The sequence below is a fragment of the Coraliomargarita algicola genome, assembly GCF_033878955.1.
GTDB lineage: Bacteria > Verrucomicrobiota > Verrucomicrobiia > Opitutales > Coraliomargaritaceae > Thalassobacterium > Thalassobacterium algicola.
Map to the genome: position 1 here is coordinate 4,026,960 of NZ_CP138858.1, position 20,525 is coordinate 4,047,484.

At 51.2% G+C, this 20,525-nt stretch carries 14 protein-coding genes and 1 pseudogene; 10 read left to right on the top strand and 5 right to left on the bottom strand.

The annotated features are described in order from the left end of the window. The first annotated feature begins 65 nt into the window (after nucleotides 1–65). From SH580_RS16625 to SH580_RS16645, 5 genes are all read left to right on the top strand, one after another. Nucleotides 66–1,094: a LacI family DNA-binding transcriptional regulator gene (locus tag SH580_RS16625; RefSeq protein WP_319831956.1), complete on the top strand. Its 1,029-nt coding sequence runs from the start codon at nucleotides 66–68 to the stop codon at nucleotides 1,092–1,094. A gap of 181 nt (nucleotides 1,095–1,275) precedes the next feature. After that, on the top strand, nucleotides 1,276–2,802 hold the full coding sequence (locus tag SH580_RS16630) for an autotransporter-associated beta strand repeat-containing protein (protein ID WP_319831957.1): 1,527 nt from the start codon (nucleotides 1,276–1,278) through the stop codon (nucleotides 2,800–2,802). A gap of 260 nt (nucleotides 2,803–3,062) precedes the next feature. Beyond that, a complete protein-coding gene (locus SH580_RS16635; protein ID WP_319831958.1) occupies nucleotides 3,063–4,064 on the top strand; it encodes a glycoside hydrolase family 130 protein in 1,002 nt (333 codons plus the stop codon). A 143-nt stretch (nucleotides 4,065–4,207) separates the two neighbouring features. Further along, nucleotides 4,208–6,097 carry a sialate O-acetylesterase gene (locus SH580_RS16640; RefSeq protein ID WP_319831959.1) on the top strand — a complete coding sequence of 630 codons (1,890 nt, stop codon included), beginning with the start codon at nucleotides 4,208–4,210 and terminating at the stop codon, nucleotides 6,095–6,097. A gap of 61 nt (nucleotides 6,098–6,158) precedes the next feature. Beyond that, a complete protein-coding gene (locus SH580_RS16645; protein ID WP_319831960.1) occupies nucleotides 6,159–7,487 on the top strand; it encodes an endo-1,4-beta-xylanase in 1,329 nt (442 codons plus the stop codon). A gap of 35 nt (nucleotides 7,488–7,522) precedes the next feature. Here SH580_RS16645 and SH580_RS16650 read toward each other — a convergent pair whose 3' ends face one another. Genes SH580_RS16650 through SH580_RS16665 form a run of 4 tightly spaced genes read right to left on the bottom strand, consistent with a single transcriptional unit; the run spans nucleotide 7,523 to nucleotide 11,748 of the window. Then, complete coding sequence (locus SH580_RS16650) at nucleotides 7,523–8,905, bottom strand: dihydrolipoyl dehydrogenase family protein (RefSeq protein WP_319831961.1); 1,383 nt, start codon at nucleotides 8,903–8,905, stop codon at nucleotides 7,523–7,525. Continuing rightward, nucleotides 8,902–10,359, bottom strand: a complete 1,458-nt coding sequence (locus tag SH580_RS16655) for an O-antigen ligase family protein (protein ID WP_319831962.1) — start codon at nucleotides 10,357–10,359, stop codon at nucleotides 8,902–8,904. The genes SH580_RS16650 and SH580_RS16655 overlap by 4 nt, the downstream gene beginning before the upstream one ends. A 22-nt stretch (nucleotides 10,360–10,381) precedes the next feature. Further along, a complete protein-coding gene (locus SH580_RS16660) occupies nucleotides 10,382–10,933 on the bottom strand; it encodes a DJ-1 family glyoxalase III (RefSeq protein ID WP_319831963.1) in 552 nt (183 codons plus the stop codon). Further along, entirely contained in the window at nucleotides 10,930–11,748 is an 819-nt protein-coding gene (locus tag SH580_RS16665; RefSeq protein ID WP_319831964.1) for an alpha/beta hydrolase, read from the bottom strand. Before SH580_RS16665 ends, SH580_RS16660 begins: the two co-directional genes overlap by 4 nt. Before the next feature lie 54 nt (nucleotides 11,749–11,802). On the opposite strand from SH580_RS16665, the gene SH580_RS16670 reads away from it, so the two are divergent. After that, on the top strand, nucleotides 11,803–13,071 hold the full coding sequence (locus SH580_RS16670; protein WP_319831965.1) for an aminotransferase-like domain-containing protein: 1,269 nt from the start codon (nucleotides 11,803–11,805) through the stop codon (nucleotides 13,069–13,071). A 48-nt stretch (nucleotides 13,072–13,119) separates the two neighbouring features. Here SH580_RS16670 and pyrG read toward each other — a convergent pair. Next, nucleotides 13,120–14,714: pseudogene (gene pyrG, locus SH580_RS16675) on the bottom strand (CTP synthase). A 384-nt stretch (nucleotides 14,715–15,098) separates the two neighbouring features. Here pyrG and SH580_RS16680 point away from each other — a divergent pair. From SH580_RS16680 to SH580_RS16695, 4 genes are all read left to right on the top strand, one after another. After that, entirely contained in the window at nucleotides 15,099–15,911 is an 813-nt protein-coding gene (locus tag SH580_RS16680; protein ID WP_319831966.1) for a succinate dehydrogenase cytochrome b subunit, read from the top strand. A 12-nt stretch (nucleotides 15,912–15,923) separates the two neighbouring features. After that, nucleotides 15,924–17,867, top strand: a complete 1,944-nt coding sequence (locus SH580_RS16685; protein WP_319831967.1) for a fumarate reductase/succinate dehydrogenase flavoprotein subunit — start codon at nucleotides 15,924–15,926, stop codon at nucleotides 17,865–17,867. A gap of 30 nt (nucleotides 17,868–17,897) precedes the next feature. Next, the gene (locus SH580_RS16690) at nucleotides 17,898–18,659 is read left to right on the top strand and encodes a succinate dehydrogenase/fumarate reductase iron-sulfur subunit (RefSeq protein WP_345786230.1); all 762 of its coding nucleotides are present in this window, start codon (nucleotides 17,898–17,900) and stop codon (nucleotides 18,657–18,659) included. 249 nt (nucleotides 18,660–18,908) lie between these two features. After that, a complete protein-coding gene (locus tag SH580_RS16695) occupies nucleotides 18,909–20,510 on the top strand; it encodes a CLIPPER-2 domain-containing protein (protein ID WP_319831969.1) in 1,602 nt (533 codons plus the stop codon). The last annotated feature ends 15 nt before the right edge of the window (nucleotides 20,511–20,525 follow it).

Here is a 20,525-nt window from a genome sequence, read left to right on the forward strand (position 1 = left end):
GTGACGTTATCAATTGAATTTTACTAGACTATCTGTGCTAAACGCGTTTAGTTTTGATGCACAACATGCCTGAATTGACCATACGAGATATTGCGCAACTCGCGAAAGTATCCCCAGCTACAGTGTCGTTAGCTTTGCGTAACAATCCTCGGATATCCGAAGGAACGAGAAAGCGAGTGCAACGAATTGCGATTGATTGTGGGTATCGAGTGAATCCGATGATTTCGTCTTTGATGTCGCATCAACGTGCGACGCGCAAAAAGGTAACTTTCGTTGCTTCGCTTGCATTCATAACACCGACTAGGCTCGGTACTATTACCGAAGCACCCTGGGATGCACCGGCCGATATTTTTCGCAGTGCAAAAGCGCGTGCTGCGGCTTTAGGGTATGCGCTTGAGGAGATCCCGTATCGAGAAGAAGGGATTGGGCCACATCGCTTGGAGCAGATCCTGGCTAGCCGTAATATTTCTGGGTTGATCGTCCATCACCTTAGCGATCTTAGTGAATTATTGGGGATCGATTGGTCTAAGTATTCCCTCGTTTCGGCTGGTAGTGCGACGCATTCTCCCCGCTTGCATCACGTGAGCTCAGACCATTACCAGAATATGGCTTTAGCGATGGAGAAAGTTCGAAGTCTCGGTTATAGAAGACCAGGATTGTGCATACGTCCGTTTTTAGACGAAATGACATCGCATCGCTATGTGGCAGCCTATCTCTTGGCTCAGCAGCGTTTGGATTCGTGTGATCGGATTAGTCCACTGGTTTGCAGTGAATCTGATGAAGCGACTTTTTCTCATTGGATTCGTGATCATAAGCCGGATGTAGTTTTATGTGGAAATTATCGCGTGCAGAGCTGGGTCGAGAGAGCGGGGTTTCGAGTGCCTGCGCAAGTTGGATTTGTTCATCTGGATGTGAGCCCGAGCAAGTCAGATTGTAGTGGCATTCTTCAAAATCGAATGCTAATTGGAGCTACGGCCATAAATGTGGTTGTTGCCGAGAATTTGAGGAATGAAAGGGGGCTTTCTGAGTCCGCAATGGCGACTTTGATTGAGGGGGATTGGGTAGAAGGTCAGACTGTGCGTAATCTGATTTGAGCATCGGTGGTGAAGTCTGTGCGAGTTCATATTTGTTATACGGATTTCGGCTGTGTTAAACGCGTTTAATGTTAAAGTTGTCGTCAATTTTATGTGAAAGCTCATCAATTAGTTTTAGTAAGTTTAGGTTAATTACCTAGCTTCCTCACGTAGCAAAATATTCACCTCCCCAATATACCATATGAATCAAAATCTCTATCCTCGTTTGATCTCTCGATCGTTGACTCGTCGTGCGACTGCTCCCCTGAACCTAGCGGTTTTATCTACAATCTTCGTTTTTACGGCAAGTAATGTGAATGCGGCTGGCCGGAGCTGGGCAAATTCCGGAAGCGACTTTAATACTGACTCTAATTGGGGGGGAGGCTCGGTGCCTACTGACGCTGATTGGGTTTCATTTAATGGGACTCCAGTGTATCAGCCCAATTTAAGTGCATCGGTTGAAACACAAAGTTTAACTTTTAACGGAGCTGGTTATGTTGTGAGTAGTTCTTCTCCTTCCTTTACGTTAAGCACTGGAGGCATTACTAGCAGTGTTGCGGGCACCACTACTATTTCGGCACCGGTGATTTTCGACAAAGATACTGGTAATTATGGAGTCAACCAAGCTACTGGTGGGCTTCTGGATTTAAGCGGAGGAGTTTCAACTACGGACAATGCACGGTTGGTAGAAATTAATAGCGGTGGTCAGCAGGGAACTGTGAGTTTTTCTGGCATGAATACCTATGGTGGGAACACTTGGGTCGGCGCCGGCACAATTGAGGTCTCTGTTCTCGGAAATGCGGGCGCGGCCGGCAATTACGGTACCGGAGATATTTTATTGGGACGGTCTAGTTCTACGGGGACCTTGAATTATATTGGGAGTGGCGAGACCAGCAGTAAAGTGATTGATATGGCGGGTACTGTCGGAGGTGCGAAAATTGATACCACGGGTGCCACTGGAGCATTAATCCTAACTGCAGATATTGTACATTCCAATGTGAATTTGAAAACGCTTACGTTGACAGGGGACACCACTGGGAACGCGCTGCAGGGGGAGGTGACAGACTCAGCTTGGAACAAAGTGACTTCTGTGGTCAAAGATGGCAGTGGTGAATGGACACTCAGCGCGGCGAATACGTATTCCGGTTCGACCACAGTTGAAAATGGCAAGCTGATCGCTGCTCATGAAAATGCTTTAGGTGAGACGTATTCGTCGGGCCAGGGAGCGGATGTCATTGTGAATGGCGGTGAACTGGATTCCACAGTGGCAAATGTCAACATTGGCGGTGCTCTGACGCTAGCAGGAGGACAGTTGACAACTCGTGGTAATGACATCGGTAGCTACACGTTGGGTAACAACGAAAATTTTTCGTTCACTGACGGAACATTATCGGTGACTCTTGCTGCAGCAGGGGGCGCTTCCGATCAAATCATTGGCGGTGGCACGGGCACTTTTACCATTACTGGTGGTATTCTCGATTTGGGGGATACCGTCGTTGATTACGCGATTACCTACTCGATCTTTGCTGGGTTTGATTCGGGTTCGGTTTCTGGCTTAGACATCGTTGGTTATGATACTGATAATTGGATTGCTGCTTTGAATGCGGACGGAGGTAGTGGCGTTCTAAGTTTCTCTGCAATTCCAGAGCCAATGCATTCAAGTGCGATCTTGGCGTTTCTTTCGCTTGCAGCGGTAAGCACCAGAAAGCGTTTCAATCGTCATCGCTAGATCGCTGAAGATAAAATAGCAGAAAGTTTTTTCCCCCTACGGACAGCATCGTATGATTAGATGTGCGTTCGTTGACTCTGGTAGACTGTCCACAGCGAAGTAGCACTTGTCTGTCGGAAAGGGGCCATTGTGCCCAGATGGTTCACACTTAATACACGCTGAATCAGCAGTTTGATACCATCTGTGTATGCTATTAAAATTCACGTTCATTAACGTCCATTAACGGTTCAACTTATTTTTTAGGATAATAATCAATCGACATGCTCATTCAGAAGTATTCCGGAAATCCGATCTTACGGGCGGAACAGGTTCCATACCCAGCAGGCTGCGTTTTTAACGCAGGCGTGACTAAGCTCAATGGTGAATACCTGATGCTTTTTCGTAACGACTACGATTATATCTCAGGTGCGACCTTTGGTGGTACTAACTTAGGCTTGGCCCGTAGCTCGAATGGAGTGGATTGGATCTTCGATCCCGAACCCGCGATCACCGCAGAACAGGCACGCGAAGCATTCCGTCATAGCCATGCCGAACGCTATGGCCTGGAGGAAATTGGGCGAATTTATGATCCCCGCATTAGTGTGATTGACGGGCTGATTTGTGTATGCACCGCAATGGACACCAAGCACGGCGTGATTGGAGCGATGCTGACTACGGAAGATTTTAAATCGTTCGAATTGATGAGCATTTCTACGCCGGATAATCGTAACATGGTGTTGTTTCCGGAGAAGATCAATGATCACTATTACCGCTTAGAGCGTCCTTTTCCAGTGTATGGACGGGGTGGGGGAGAGGCATTCGACATTTGGTCGTCCTGTTCGCCCGATTTGAAATTCTGGGGTGATAGTAGGCTTGTCCTAGGCAGCGAAGAGGTGCCTTACTCCAATTGTAAAATTGGTCCCGCGGCGCCACCAATACGCACTCAGGCAGGTTGGTTGACTACCATTCACGCAGTTTATAAGGATGAGAGTCGACCGCTCAAAGCCTGGGGGGATCAGGTTTGGAATAAGGCTTATTATGCAGGATTGATGCTACTGGATATTAATGATCCACAAAAGGTGATTGGTTTAGCGCGTGAGCCTCTCCTTTCTCCCGATACTTCTTATGAAATCGACGGCTTTCGCGGAGAAGTGATTTTTCCCGGAGGCATGATTTTGGAAGACGATGGAGAGGTCAAAATATACTATGGTGCTGCAGATACCTCTGTCGCGCTTGCGACGGCGCATGTCGATAATCTGCTCGCGCTGTGTAAACCACTGTAAGGGAAATTAGGATACATCTGGGATTTTTCTTTATGTTATTGGAGTCACGTCGATATCCATCCGTTATTCTGCTTGTAGGTTTGCTAGTGCTTAGTGCGAAGCTTCATGCAGAGTTGAGGCTGCCCTCAATCTTCGGTTCACACATGGTCTTGCAGCAGCAAGAGAGCGTTCCCGTTTGGGGATGGGGAGATCGCGGCGAGACCGTGACGGTCTCTTTTGCAGGGCAATCGGTGGATGCCATCGTCGATGTGAATGGCCAGTGGCGAGTTGATTTAGGAATGTTGCCATCATCCGAGCAAGGTCGTCAGTTTACGGTCGTCTCCACTTCAGGGGACGAGGTGAGGTTTGAGGATGTCATTGTTGGCGATGTATGGGTCTGCTCTGGGCAGTCAAATATGGAGTGGCCTTTGAGTAAAACCGCCAATGCAGATCAAGCGATTGCGGCCGCGGATTATCCGCAGATGCGACTCTTCAAGGTACAGAAGCAGGTTGCTTATCAACCGCAGTCAGATTTGCAGGGGGAGTGGGTGGTGTGCTCGCCTGAAACCGTAAAAGGTTTTTCAGCTGTTGCCTATTATTTTGGACGTCATCTTATGGGCGAATTGCAGCGTCCTGTTGGCTTGATTGCAAGTTGCTGGGGAGGGATTGTGGCTGAAGCCTATACGAGCGCTGAAGCTTTAGAACTTCATTTGCCCGAGTTTTCCGAAGAAATTAAAGCGCTGAAGCAGAGTCGATTAGCATCCAGAGTCGCCGCATATGAGCAAGCCATGCGCGAGTATGAGGCTTCTTTTCCCGTGCTTTATGAGCTCGAAGACAATTTTTTAGCTGCGGCTGCATGGGTGCGACCCAATCTAGACGATTCCCATTGGGGCACGATGTTAGTGCCAGGGAATTGGGAACAAAACTTTCCCGGTCTCGATGGTATGGTTTGGTTGCGTAAGACGGTCGATATTCCTGCATCATGGGCAGGTCAGGATTTAATGCTGCATTTAGGTCCTGTCGATGAGGTCGACGTGACTTGGTTTAATGGTCATCGGGTCGGGATGACAGGTAATATTCAAAAGAACGAGGATCCGAATTCTTGGTGGAAGCCACGTGAATATCATGTGGATGCAGAATTTGTAAATGTGGGGGCAAACGTGATTGCGATTAGAGCTATTGACATTGCGGGCGAAGGAGGCCTTTGGGGAGCCACTGCCGATAAGATGTACCTAGCTCCAGTCGATGCATCCGCATCGGATCGTATCTCTCTCGCAGGGGAGTGGAAGATTCAACCTCAATACGTCCTGCCCATTAAGCCCCTCGACGACCCCAGTAATCCTAGGCAGCCGACAGTTTTGTATAATCAGATGCTGGCACCTTTAATTCCGTATGCGATGACTGGAGTGATCTGGTATCAGGGAGAATCCAATGTCGATCGCACTGCGCAGTATCATAAGCTTTTACCAACATTGATTGGAGATTGGCGGCATCGCTGGCAACGTGACTTTCCATTTCTGATTGTTCAACTAGCAAACTTCAACGCACGCAAATCTTGGCCAGTTGAAAGTGCCTGGGCGGAACTACGTGAGGCTCAGAGTATGACTGCGGCAAAGGATCCGAAGACAGGCATCGCGGTGACGATTGATATCGGTGATGCTAAAGACATTCATCCTAAGAATAAGCAAGACGTTGGGAAGCGGCTTGGTTTGGTCGCTGAAGCAATTGCATACGACCGAGACGTAGTGGCAAATGGTCCTACTTTCTCTAAGATGGAAATTGTGGGTGCTGAAGTTATTCTGAGCTTTGATCATGCCGAAGGTGGCTTGTTTTATCATGGATCTCAGCCCGCCGGATTCGCCCTTTGTGGTGAGGATGGGAAATTCGTTTGGGCGGATGTGCAAGTCGATGGCAATCAGGTTCGTTTGAGTGCATCACGTGTGCCTCAGCCAGTCGCAGTTCGCTACGCATGGGCGGATAATCCAGAGGCACCTTTCTACAATCAGGCGGGACTTCCTATGGTTCCGTTTCGCACCGATGGGCCTGTTCAGTAGCGAAGACTTCAGCACACGCTTTCTACTAATTTCTATATCAATCTCAATTTTTAATAATATCATGATGAAATCACCCGCATTTACTGAAAAAGCTCAATCGATGCTCAAGCACCTCTTGGTGGATGATCCTGAGATCGAGCATCGTATTGAAACTGGTATTGAGCAACACCGTAAAGGGTGGGGCGAAATCAAGTTGGTCGACAAGGAGGGGGAACCGGTTGAACACGCGAGTGTTTCAATGCGTCAAATGAAGCATGAGTTTCACTTCGGGTGTAATGCCTTCCTATTGGACCAACTGCCTGAAGCAGAGAAAAACGCGCAGTATCGTGAACTCTTTAGTGATGTTTTCAACCTTGCGGTAGTGCCCTTCTATTGGGCGGACTTAGAGCCTGAAGAAGGGAAGATGCGCTTTGATAAAAATAGTCCTTTCATTTACCGCCGCCCGCCGCCTGACTTGGTCTTGGACTTCTGTGAAGAGAAGGGCATCACGCCTAAAGCGCATCCTTTGCTTTGGCACAATTTTCGTCCGGAGTGGTTGGGGTGCGAGGAGATGGAGATGAGAAGGCACATTCGTCGTCGTTTTCAGGCCATTTCAGAACGCTATGCACATCGTATTAATATATGGGATGTATGTAACGAAGTGCAAACACTCACTCTCAATCAAAAGAGAGCTCATATGCCAGAGAATCATTTGGAGTATGCCTTTGAGCTCGCAGCGAAGTTTTTTCCGAATGGAATTAAGACCTATAACGATGATCGTATCTGGTATCGTTATAGCCGTAGCTATAGTCCTGTTTATCTATTGGTGAAATCTTTGATTGAGCAAGGCTACAAGGTCGACGCGTTGGGGCTTCAGTTGCATATGTTTACCAATGTGCTTTACAATGCTTTTAGATTTTTGAACCAGAAGAATCTTTTAGATAGCTTTGATCTCTATGGTCGTCTCGGAGTTCCGCTCAATATTTCGGAAATCAGCTTGATTAGTAGTAAAGATCTAGGAGATGGCGATGCGTTCCAAGAGATTCTTACAGATAAGCTCTATCGCCTCTGGTTCAGTCATGCTGCGATGAACGGAATTGTCTGGTGGAACATGGTTGATAATACAGCGGCGTATGCACCTCTCGGAGATGAAACTGCAGGAGAAAATGTAGGTCGTGCAGGGCTAGTTAATTATGATATGACTCCCAAGCCCGCCTACAAGGTGCTGAAGCGCTTGATTCAGGAAGAGTGGCAGACGAACCCGAGTTTTGAATACACTGAAGGGGCCGCCAATAAGTTTCGCGGGTTTTATGGAGATTACGAAGTGACTGTGAAAACCGCGCAGGGGACAAGCATACATAAGATTAAGCACTCAAGGAATAATTTGAATGTATTTATGTTGAAGCTCTAGCGGGGTATAGGTGAGTCTGGTATCTGCGGAGAGGTCTAAAGCTCGTCTGCTATGTCCTCGAGTGGGTAGCTCCAGATTTCGCTGAGAGTGGGGTGATACCAGTGCACCTTGAGCAGGTCGTGCACGCGGGCTTTTAATGTGACGGCGATGGCCATGCCGTGAATGAGCTCACCGCCGTCTTTGCTGACGCATTCCGCGCCGAGGACTACGCCGGTATTCTTGTCGGCCAGGACTTTTACGTAGCCGTATTTGGCCTCCATTAGAATGGATTTGCCATGGTCATCGAAGGGGTAGTCGGCGCTTAAATATTCAATGCCTCGCTCTTTGAGTTGGTTTTCGTTTAGGCCGACGCTGCCGATTTGCGGATCGGTAAAGACTACGCCACAGAGGCTGTCGTAATCGACGCGTTCGGCGGCGCGGCCTGTGGCATGTTTGGCTGCTGTTTCGCCCTGCATAATGGCCACGTGCACGATTTCGTGCGGGCCGGCGACATCGCCGCAGGCGTAGACACGCGGGTTGCTGGTTTGCTGCATGGCGTTACAATTGATGTGTCCGCTGTGTAGGGTGCTGATTCCTGCTGCTTTGAGCCCCAGACCATCTGTGGCCGGACGACGTCCTAGAGCGTTGAGGAGATGCGGCGCACGCACGGAGATTGCTTGGCCTTTGTGTTCAAAATTGACTGTGAAGCTGCCGTTTTGATGCTGCACTGATGTGAGCGCGGTGTCTGTGTACAGCTGGATGCCTTCGTCGCGAAAGGCTTGTTCTATTACGCTGGCGGCTTCGGGCGACATTTCTTTGAGGATGTGGGGGCTGCGTTGAATTTGGATGACTTCGCTGCCGATGCGGCGTAGAAATTGTGCTAGTTCGCAGGCTACGATACCGCCACCCAGCACGATAATTTTTTGGGGCAGGAAATCGAGTTCGAGCACATCGTCGCTGGTCCAGTAGGGCACTTCTGCGAGGCCTGGTATCGGGGGGACGGATACGGTTGAGCCAGTCGCAATCATAAAGTGATTGGCGGTCAGGCGGGTGCCGTCGTCGAGTTGAATCGTTTGGGCGTCGATGAATTTTGCGTGATTGCGAAAGAGAGTGAAGCGCTCGCTCTGGAGTTGCTCCTGACGGTATTCGGAAAACTCCTCGATGGTGTCGAGTTTGCGTTGATGGAGCGCGGGCATATCGGCTTTCGCTGTCGGTATCTGGAGGCCGAATTTTTCACCTTGTTGCGCTAGATGTAGCACTTCGGCGGAATAGATTAAAGTTTTCGAAGGCATGCAGCCACGGAGTATGCATAGGCCACCGAGTGTCTCGGCTCCATCGATGATGGCGACGTGCTCGCGTGTTTCACGTGCGGTGCGTGCAGCTGCATAGCCACCGCTGCCTCCGCCGATGACGATATAATCAAAGTGTGTTTGGCTCATTTTTCTTTTTCCGTGTATTGTTGATTAAAGAAGGGGAGGCGTCGTTGGCTTTCAGGTGTCACTAGCTTGGGGCGAGAGGCATCGACTTCATCCACTTTACTACGGCTGATATCGGCCCAACGCAAGGCACTGAAGAAAATAACTAAAAAGCTGAAGAAGACCGCCGGCGACATGAAGGGGGTGTCGCATAGTGCGAGTAGTCCGACGGACCCACAGCCAATGAACAGGTGATTGCTTAAGCGGACATTGCGTGGGCCGCGCAGGTAGCGAATGATAAATGCGGCTAGATAGCTGAAGGTGAGCACTAAGCCAAAGAGGCCGAACTCGGCTAAAAATTGAAGTAAATCGGAGGCGGCACGTTCAGAGCGTTGGCCCAGTAGCATGTCGCTGCTGTAAAAGGGGAGTAGCTTTTCGTAGCTGTCGATTCCCCATCCAAAGATGGGGCTGTCCTTAAACATATCAATGGCAGCAATACGTAATGATGTGGCGTCGGCGTTTAAGGTGTTGTCTTGAAAGCAGCGAAAGATGCCACCTGCGAAACTGAGGCAAGCGGTGAGTCCACTGCAGAGGGCAATGGACTTGTGGTGCGGGTCTTTGGAGTTTGCTATGAATTCGACTGCAACGATGAGTAGCATGGCCGAGAGCGTGAGTAGCAAAATAGCTGCGGGGAGCGGCGCCTGGACGAGGAACCCGGTGGCCCCTAAGAGGGTGCCTCCGGTTAGATACCAGGGACCGTTCGAATTGATGAAGCCTGGATTGTCGTCGTAGCGGGTTGAGAGTAAGGTCATCGCAATGCAGGCACAGCACCAGAGTGAGGCAAAGGCAGCCCAGTGTCCGTCGTAGGGGAAAAAGGCGAAAAAGTCGTTGGCTCCAGTGCCTGTTGTGAAGAGTGGTTTGGTGAGTCCGAGCCCTTTTTGTATGTAGCCGAATACGCCGACGAGAACGGCCCCCAGGCACAGCCAGGGAAAGAGACGTTCGAAAAATGAGCGTGATTTGGGTACTATGTAGAGCGAGGTGAGCATCAGGTAGGTGGCACAGTAGGCAAAAATAGTTAACCAAGCGGAACTGTCGGCGGCTGAGATTGGACGCCACAGCTGGATCGGGTCGATGGTGTGGTAAACCAAGTCGCCAATATGGATCGTACTCATTGGGTTTTGTGTGAGTCCGATTACAAATTGCAGGGCCAATGCCCAGGCTGGTGCGGAGCAGATCCAGAATTTAGGCCACAGTAGATCGACGAAGAAGGGGTGTGTATGCTCGTGTGTCTTTAAGATGACCGGAGTTAGGCAACCTATGATGAGTAGGCTGCCGAGTAGCCAGAAGGAGCGTGGGTCTCCGAGCCAAGCGACCATGCAGGACATGATGAGGACTATGCCGAAGAGTGTTGCTTCAGCGGGTGTGAAACTATCGCGTAGCAGCTTGTCGCGGGGGAGGATGGGGCTTGGATCTTGCAAGGCTAAATGGGCGAGCGATGAATTAAAATGTATGCGACCAGCAGATGGATTCGGCGATCTCATTTGCGCGATCTTGGCCGCATAGGTGCTGGACGATGGCTAATGCAAATTCTGTTGCAGTGCCGGCTCCGCGAGAGGTGATGATTGTGTTATTTGAGACGACGGCTTCTTGGCTGGCTGCGCTGAGCTCGTTCACTGTGCTCGGGTGCGCGGTGTAGGCGATGTTTTGAATCATCCCAGCGTCGAGTAATAGTAAGGGGGCTGCGCAGATGCAGGCGATGAGTTTGCCAGCTTGGTGGTGGCGCTGAAGGCATTCGACGATACGGGAATCGTCACGTAGTTGCATGATGCCGGGGCCGCCGGGCAGGATGATGACGTCATAGTCTTCTGTCGCGGCGTCTGCCAATCGGTGAGTTGCTTGCAGGGTGATGCCGCTACGGCCTCGTAAGAGCAATGAATCGGAGGTGGAGGCCTGAGTGACTTCGACTCCGGCGCGTGACAGTAGGTCGATGGGAGCGACGGCTTCCATTTCTTCGAAGCCAGGGTGTAGGATGATGAGTGCGCGTTGCGTCATTGTAGTTCTCCTTTTATGAATGGGATGGTTATGTTCCAGTAATCGGCTCCAGCCATATCGATTCGACTTCCGTGTCCAGCGTCTTTAACGAATAGCTTGTATTTGGGGCCTGTCAGGGCGCGCCAATTTTTTAGAGCGTGACTGAAAGGAACGATGCGGTCGTTGGTGCCATGTATGATGAGGATCGGGCATTTGAGATGAGGCAGGCGAGCGTAGTTGTCAAATCGGTCCCATGGGAGCAGCTTGACTGAAGTCATAACTCGGAATGTTGATGTAAAAGCGCCATCTAGGATCAGGCCGGCTACGTTGGTGCGTTCGGCCAGCCAGGTGGAGGGGCCGCTGCCGAGCGAGCGGCCGTAGAGTGTGATTTGATCCGGACTATAGCCGAGCGTGCTGGCTACATATTTAAAGCTGGCCTCAATGGCAGCGTAGCATGCTGCTTCGCTGGGCCCGCTGCTGCTGGTGCCGTAGCCAGGGTAGTCGTAGGCGAAAACGGAGATGCCTTGCGCTTGAAATGCTTGCAGAAAGGGACGCGCGGTGCCGATGTCTTCGCCATTGCCGTGGCTGTAGAGCAATATGCGTTCGCTGCCGGGGGATTCCAAGTAGTAGGCCGAAATCGTTTGGCCGTCTTTGGTTTGCAGCTTGAGGATGCTTGCGTCGTCTTGGTAACTGCTAGCCGGTGCGGGAAAGATCAAATCGTTGGCGCGGATGACTGCATAGGCATTGATGCCGGCGTAGACGATACACAGGCTGGCAACTAGGAGGATGGAAACATTGGCAATCATTTGCTTGTGGGGCGCGAATTGAGTCGGCACGCTTCCCTTTTACAATATCGGATCACTCTAGAGATCAAATGCAATTCCCTTATAATGGCTAATTCAGAGACCCCCATATCCTTTTCCCGGCAAGGGCGCGAAATCGCTTCGCCGGTGATCGTTGATTTAATGGCGCGCGCATTGGCGAATCCAGACCTCCTTTCTCTGGCGGCTGGTTTTACTGACAATGCAGTGCTTCCGCGTGAGTTGGTGGGGCGTTTTGCGACAGAGCTGACTGCGTCTACCTCCGCTGATGAACCATTGCAATATGGGCAGAATCAAGGGCGGCAGCGTCTGCGTGAGCTATCTTGTGCCGCGATTGAAGCGCATCCGGGGGAGCGGGCTGGGGTATTTGATCCTGCCGCAATGTTTATTACTAATGGCTCTCAGCAGGCGCTCTACCTTGCTGTACAAGCACTTTGCGATCCGGGGGATATTGTGTTGGTGGAAGATCCGAGCTACTTTGTGTGTTTGGAAATGTTGAAGGGACTGGGCCTGCGTCCGGTGGGGATACCATGCGATGCAGAAGGCGGCATTCTGGTGGATGGGCTGGCGGAGTGTTTGCGGGAACTGGATACGGCTGGAGAGCGGTCTAAGGTGAAGGCCATCTATTTAGTCAGCTATTTTTGTAATCCGAGCAGTCGCTCCCTGGCTGCGGATGAGAAGCGGGCGGTGGCAGATGTCTTGCTGCGGGAGGGCTATCCGATCCCCGTGATCGAAGATGCGGCGTATCGCGATCTATATTTTGATGCCCCGCATCCGGCCGCGTCGATTATCAGTATGCCGGAGTTTGACCCTTTTCCTAAACTGTATTTGGGCACTTATACGAAGCCGTTTGCTACGGGGTTAAAAGTCGGTTACGGTTATTGCACGCATGAGGAGTGGAAGGAGAAGATGCTTTGTATTAAGGGGCATCAGGACTTCGGTTCACCACATTTTGCTCAAGCTATTATTGAGCGTGTGCTCGACGCTGGATTGTATCCTCAGCATCTTGCTGGAATACAGCAGCACTATGCGCGCAAGGCACGCATTCTCGATTCTGCATTGCTTGCAGGTGGTTTGCGTGATGCCGGTTGGCAGTGGGCCGCACCGAAAGGTGGGTTGATTCTCTGGCTGCGTGCGCCTGCGGAGATGGATTTGAGGATGGAGAGTGCGTTTTGCCAGAATTGCATCGAACAGGGCGTGCTCTATGTGCCTGGAGATTTGTGTTTTGCCAGTGGTACACCTTGGAATTGTGCACGCCTCTCCAGTGGTGCTTTGCCTGAAGTTAAATTGCGCGAAGCAGCGGAACGCTTTGTTGCCCAAGCTTTGCGTTCAGTTTAAGCCAGCCTCAGCCAGTCTAAGCGATGGCGGGCCGCGAAGCCAATCCGACTACTTTTTATACTTCAGCGCCGAGGCGATGAAGTTGGCGAAGAGTGGGTGCGCTGCATTGGGCTTGGACTTGAATTCCGGGTGGAATTGAACGGCGACATACCATGGGTGGTCGGGAATCTCGACGATTTCGACGAGGTCGCGCTCTGGATTGACTCCACCGATACGTAAGCCGGCCTCGACTAGTTGGTCGCGATATGCGTTGTTAAATTCGTAACGGTGGCGGTGGCGTTCGTGGATGAGCTTTGCGCCGTAAGCGTGGAAGCTGAAGCTGTCGTCTGCGAGCTCACAGGGGCAAGCGCCTAGGCGCATATTACCGCCTTTGGTTGTGAGGTCTTTTTGATCCTCCATGATGTCGATCACAGGGTGAGTTGATTTTGGATCAAACTCAGTGCTGTTGGCCCCTTCCAGTTTGGCTACGTTACGGGCAAATTCGATGACTGCGATCTGCATGCCTAGGCAGAGCCCAAAGTAGGGAATGTTATTTTCTCGTGCGAACTGGGCTGCTGCAATTTTGCCCTCGGTGCCACGGTCGCCGAAGCCGCCGGGGATGAGGATGCCATCGAGTGTGGAAAGATATTTAGCGGGATCGTTTTCGATGATTTCCGCGTCCAAGCGTACGATGCGCACGTTGGTGTCGTTTGCGATGCCGGCGTGGATAATGGATTCGTAGACAGACTTGTAGGCGTCTTGTAGTTCGATGTATTTGCCGACGACGCCGATTTCAACCTTGTGACTGGGCGCTTTGAGCCGGCGTACGACATCGTGCCAGACCTTCATGTCACTGTCGGGGGCGTCGAGTTTGAGGTGGTCGATGACCAGATCGTCGATTTTCTCAGCTTTGAGCGCTAGGGGGAGTTCGTAAATGGAGGTTTCGACATCCATCTCTTCGATCACCGCCCGCATCGGCACGTTACAGAACAGGGAGAGCTTTTGACGCATTTCATTGGTCATGGGCTCTTCGGTGCGGCACACTAGGATGTCTGCCTGAATGCCGATTTCGCGCAGTTTAGCGACAGATTGTTGACTGGGCTTGGTCTTGAGTTCGCCGGCAGCTTTTAGGTAGGGCAGTAAGGTGCAGTGTAGGAAGAGCACATCATCACGTCCGACTTCGAGTGCGAATTGGCGCATGGCTTCGAGGAAGGGGAGACCTTCGATGTCGCCGATCGTGCCTCCGAGCTCTGTGATGAGCACGTCGACATCGTTACCGCCACCTTGATAGATCCGTTCCTTGATGACGTTGGTGACATGGGGGATCACTTGTACCGTCGCGCCGAGGTAGTCGCCGCGACGTTCCTTGGCGAGGACTGTTTCATAGACCTTGCCTGAGGTTAGATTGTTGAGGCGGGACAGCTCTCCAGATGTGAAGCGCTCGTAGTGCCCCAGGTCGAGGTCGGTCTCCGCGCCATCGTTGAGACATATACCTCGCCATGTTGAAAGGGGCTCATGGTGCCGGGGTCGACGTTTAGGTAAGGATCGAACTTTTGGAGCCTAACTTTTAAGCCGCGCTGTTCGAGTAGGGCGCCCAGTGCTGCGGAGGTGAGTCCTTTGCCTAGCGAGGAGACGACGCCGCCTGTTACGAAAATGTATTTCATGTGTTCGAACTTTGCTGATTTAGATGGTTTTGATAAAATAAATGAAGGATGCGGGATTTGGGACCGCCTTCGCCGACGCATTCAATTCTTTGGCCTTCACGCATGGCAAACATTTTCCAAGCTTTGATTGAAAGAAGTTGTTCGGATTAGTTTAACTGCTACCAGGGTGGCGTCCTGATAAGAATATTTAATTTTAAGGTGGACAGTGGGGCCTTGTCGGTCTTTAGAAGTGCGTGTTGCTGTTTGAGGGGCATTTTTTCAAAGCTTAGCTAATTTATCGATCTATCTTCTCTAATAGATGAGTTGCAATTTGCTCAGTGTTTGAAAAGGCTCCCGATCTCAGTTGCAACATTACCTTTGTTAATAGCTCCCGACATTAATATTATGTGCTCATTATGTAGTTTTATAAAATCCACCATCGGTCGTAAGATCTTGATGGCGTTAACAGGCCTTGTGCTCGTGCTCTTTGTAATGGGGCACATGCTAGGTAATTTACAGATCTTCCTCGGAGCCGAGGTGATCAATGCGTATGCATACAAGTTGCATCACTTGTTGCCAGCCGCCGCACTCTGGGGGATTCGGATCTTCCTGTTGGGCAGCATCGCGGTGCATATCTGGGCGGCGGTGACGCTGACCTTGGATAATCGCAAGGCGCGCCCGGATCGCTACGACGATGACAAGGTGGTGCAAGCCAGCTATTCATCGCGCACCATGCGTATGAGTGGCATTATCCTGCTGGCCTTTATCGTTTTCCACATCGCGCACTTTACTGTCCGCAATGTCCCGAGCATGCAGTATAACGAGCCGGGCGTGATTGAACCTTCGGAAGTGCCGCTAGTGAAGCACGGCGAAGCGGTCACTAAGAATGGCCACGTCGTGATGACTTTTAACGTGAATGACATGATGGTGGCAGGCTTCAAAGTCTGGTGGGTCTCAGCCTTCTACATCATTGCCACTGGCTTGCTTTGCATGCACCTGACTCATGGGGTGAGCAGCATGTTTCAAAGTGTCGGGCTTCGCAACTCACTTTGGCGCAAACGCTTGGACCGCGTCGCATTGGTATATGGTTGGGTCGTTTTTCTTGGCTTTGCGATTATACCAATCGCGACTATGGCGGGTCTGCTTAAGAAGGACCCGACCGGTGGTTTGCCGGTCGCCTCTGCCGCTGCCGAGATCACTGAAACACTTCACAAATAGGAACGCCGAACAATGAATCTCGATTCCAAAATTCCCGAAGGCCCACTCGCACAGAAGTGGACGAGCCACAAGTTTAACATGAAGCTGGTCAATCCGGCCAATCGACGTAAATACAACGTGATTGTAGTCGGTTCCGGTCTCGCTGGTGGCGCTGCGGCTGCCAGTCTCGCTGAGCAGGGCTACAACGTCTCTTGCTTCTGCTATCAGGACAGTCCACGCCGTGCGCACAGTATTGCTGCACAGGGGGGGATTAATGCTTCCAAGAATTATCAGAACGACGGTGACAGTGTGCATCGTCTCTTCTACGACACGGTGAAGGGCGGCGACTACCGCGCTCGTGAGGCCAATGTGTATCGTCTGGCAGAAGTGTCTTCTGACATTATTGACCAGTGCGTCGCCAACGGTGTTCCTTTCGCCCGCGAATATGGTGGATACTTGGCGAATCGCTCTTTCGGTGGTGCGCAAGTGTCCCGCACTTTTTATGCCCGCGGTCAAACGGGGCAGCAGTTGTTACTGGGCGCTTATTCTGCGCTGAGTAAGCAGATCGGCCTCGGCAAGGTGAAGATGTATAATCGCCATGAGATGCTGGATGTGGTCAAGGTCGACGGTCATGCCAAGGGTGTGATTGTGCGCAACATGGTGACGGGCGAAATTTCCCGCCATGCGGGCGATGCCGTTGTCTTGGCAACCGGTGGATATGGTAATGTGTTCTTCCTCTCCACAAATGCTCAGGGCTGTAATGTGACGGCTGCGCATCGCGCCTATCGCCGTGGTGCCGGTATGGCCAACCCATGCTACACGCAAATTCACCCCACCTGTATTCCGGTTCACGGTGATCAGCAGTCGAAGTTGACGCTGATGTCGGAGTCGCTGCGGAATGATGGTCGTGTGTGGGCGCCTAAGGATAAGGAGACTGCCAAGAAGATTCGCGAAGGTAAGCTCGATCCCAACGCTGTGCCTGATGAAGAGCGCGATTACTACCTGGAGCGTAAATACCCAAGCTTCGGTAACCTGGCCCCGCGCGATATTTCCTCGCGTGCTGCCAAGGAGGCTTGCGACGACGGTCGTGGGGTGGCGACTACAGGACTCGGGGTCTTCCTCGACTTCCGCGATGCAATCAAGCGTGATGGCCAAAAGGCGATCGAAGAGCGCTATGGTAATCTCTTTGAAATGTATCAATGCATCACCGGTGATAATCCATACGAAACACCGATGATGATTTTCCCAGCCGTGCACTATACCATGGGCGGGCTTTGGGTCGATTACAATTTGCAGTCCACCATCCCCGGTATGTTTGTCGGCGGTGAGGCTAATTTCTCCGATCACGGAGCCAATCGCCTCGGTGCTTCGGCGCTGATGCAAGGCCTCGCGGATGGTTATTTCGTCTTGCCTTACACGGTTGGCAACTACCTCGGTGAACAAGGTGTGGCCGCTGCGGGTAAGGTAACGACCGATCACCCCGCATTTGCCGAAGTAGAAGCCGATGTGAAGTCGCGCATTGATAAGCTGATGTCGATCGGTGGCACTGAGTCGCCACGTTCTTTCCATAAGCGTCTCGGTAACATTATGTGGGAGAAGTGCGGCATGTCCCGCACCAAGGAGAGTCTGACTGAAGCGATTGAAGAGATTCAAGCCTTACGCAAAGAGTTCTGGTCCAATCTGAAGGTTGTGGGCGATGCCGACAGTCTGAACCCCGAGCTCGAGCGTGCTGGTCGCGTGGCTGATTTTATGGAGTTCGGCGAAATCCTTTGTCGCGATGCACTCATGCGAGAAGAGTCCTGTGGTGGTCACTTCCGCGCAGAGCACCAAACCGACGACGGTGAGGCCAAGCGTGACGACGATAATTTCGCATTCGTAGGAGTGTGGGAGTATAAGGGCGACGATGTTGCCCCAGCCTTGCACAAGGAGCCGCTCGTTTACGAAAACATCAAGCTCGCCACCCGCAGTTACAAGTAATCCAACTCAATACGCACGATGGAAAAAACAATGAATCTCACAATCCGCGTTTGGCGTCAAAAGAACCGCCTCGACGTTGGAAAATTTGCCGAATACAAGCTCGCGGACATTTCTGAGGACTCCTCGTTCCTCGAAATGCTCGACATCCTTTCGGAGCAACTCGTCGCGGATGGCCACGAGCCAGTCGCATTTGACCATGACTGTCGCGAAGGTATTTGCGGTATGTGCTCGATGACGATTAATGGCATCCCGCACGGCCCCGAGAGCGGCACCACGGCCTGTCAGTTGCACATGCGCCACTTTCACGATGGGCAGACGATTACCATCGAGCCATGGCGCGCCAAGCCCTTTCCAGTCATTAAAGACCTGGTGGTTGACCGCACACCCTTGGATAAGATTATTCAGGCAGGTGGCTTTATCACTGCACGTGCTGGGAGCGCTGTGGATGCGAACGCGATGCCGATCGCTAAGGGTATTGCCGACTATGCGATGGATGCTGCGGCCTGTATCGGTTGTGGTGCCTGTGTGGCTGCGTGCCCGAATGCATCGGCGATGTTATTTACCGGTGCCAAGGTTGCTCACATGAACAGCCTGCCGCAAGGTAAGGCGGAAAAAGATCGCCGCACACTCGCGATGGTTTCGACCATGGATGGCGAAGGCTTTGGCGGCTGCACCAATATCGGTGAGTGTGAGGCAGCCTGCCCGAAGAGCATCTCGTTAGATATGATTGCGCAGCTTAACCGTGATTATGCGACGGCTCAATTTAAGAACTTCTTTAAGCCCGTGGCCTAACAAATATTGGTATTAATTTCATCCAAGCGTGCTCTCTTTTCGGGGAGCACGCTTTTTTTATTATAAAAGCGTCATTACTTGTAGCTGATGTTTGGTAAAGATCGGCTAATGTTTGAAAATTAATACAATTTGACTCGATTTAGCTTTATCCTGTGCTAGGGTATTTAGTTCATCTTCACATCTAGATGTGCGAACGCCATCCGTTCGCTTGCAAAATAAACTAACTACACAACAGAACATATGAATATTATGAAAAAGTTCCTCGGAGCTTCTGCACTTGCAGGATTCATTGTCTTGGCCGCATCTCAGCTATCAGCGCAGAGAATCGTGGACGAAGGCAAGAACTTCACAGTGTCGAATTCTCCTGAAACCACCGTTTTCAATCTGAAGACGCCCTCTGACAACCGTCACATTCACGAATACAACAACCCCAAGCCAGCAAAGGCCGCTCCTGCAGCCGCTCCTGCTGCTATGGTTGATTGTGCGCCTGGCATCGTTACTGACTATGTCGATCAGCATCTCGTTCGCCTTGAAAAGTCCGCTCCCGATATGGTGGCGATCAACACTCCTTATAACTACGACTACACCGTAGTCGCTAAGGATAAGGTAAAGAAAGTTGTCGTCGAAGAGCAAATCCCAGCCGGCACTGTATATGTATCCAGCTCACCTGAAGCCGAAGTGAATGGCAGCAGCGTGAAGTGGACACTTTACAATGTTGAAAGCGGTTCTCGCACTCCACTTCAGTTGACTGTAAAACCAACTCAAGTTGCTGACCTCAGCAATTGTGCAACCATCGTTGCTTTCCCTGAAGCTTGCACCACCACACAAGTTGGTGCTCCTGAGCTCGCAATCGTTAAGACGACTCCTAACGAGCAAGTTCTTCTGGGAGCTGGTGTTCCTTGGAACATCACTGTAACCAACGTGGGTAACTTCTGTGCATACGATGTGGTCCTCACGGATACATTGCCTGCTGGCGTTTCTCATGACAGCGGTAACAGCACACTCACAACAAATCTGGGCACACTTGCTCCGGGTGAAAGCCGTGATGTTACAATCAACACTACTGCTGCGGCAACTGGTGAGCATTGCAACACTGCGGTCGCTTCCTCCTCGAATGCCGGTTCTGTTGAAGATGACGCATGTGTCGTTATCGTAGAAGCAGGCATCGATGTTGTTAAGGAAGGCACACCAATGCAATTCGTTGGCAAGAAGGCTTCCTACACCATCACAGCTACTAACACTGGTGATGTGCCTCTTACAGACGTAGTTGTTGTGGACACAGTTCCAGCACAAAACAAGTTGCTCGGCGCACCAGGTGCTCAAGTTAACGGCAACACTGCTACATGGACCACTAGCCTCGGTGCTGGCGAATCCAAGAGCTTCGACGTTACAGTTCTCGGCCTGCAAGAAGGCACTTACTGCAACCAAGTTAGCGCTGCATCGGCTCAATACGGCCTCAGCGGTAGCGACGACGCTTGCACAGAATGGCGCGGCTACCCAGCCTTGCTGATCGAAGTGATCGATACTGAGGATCCACTCCTCGTCGGTGAGCAAACTACATACGTGATCCAAATCACTAACCAAGGCACTGCACAAGACACCAACGTTGGCCTCGAAGTTCAGCTTCCAAGCCAGCTTAAGGTTGTTTCCGCTGCAGGTGACACTCAAGGCACGATCTCTGGCAATAATGTCAGCTTCGCTCCTTATGCTGTCCTGAAGGCTAAGCAAATCATTGAGTTCCGTGTCGTTGCACAAGCTGTCGCCGAAGGTGACGCTCGCTTCAAGGCACAAATGAGCTCGGATCTGCTCAAGACTCCAGTTCCTGAAGAAGAAGCGACTCAAGTCTACTAAGACCTGATTTTTCTG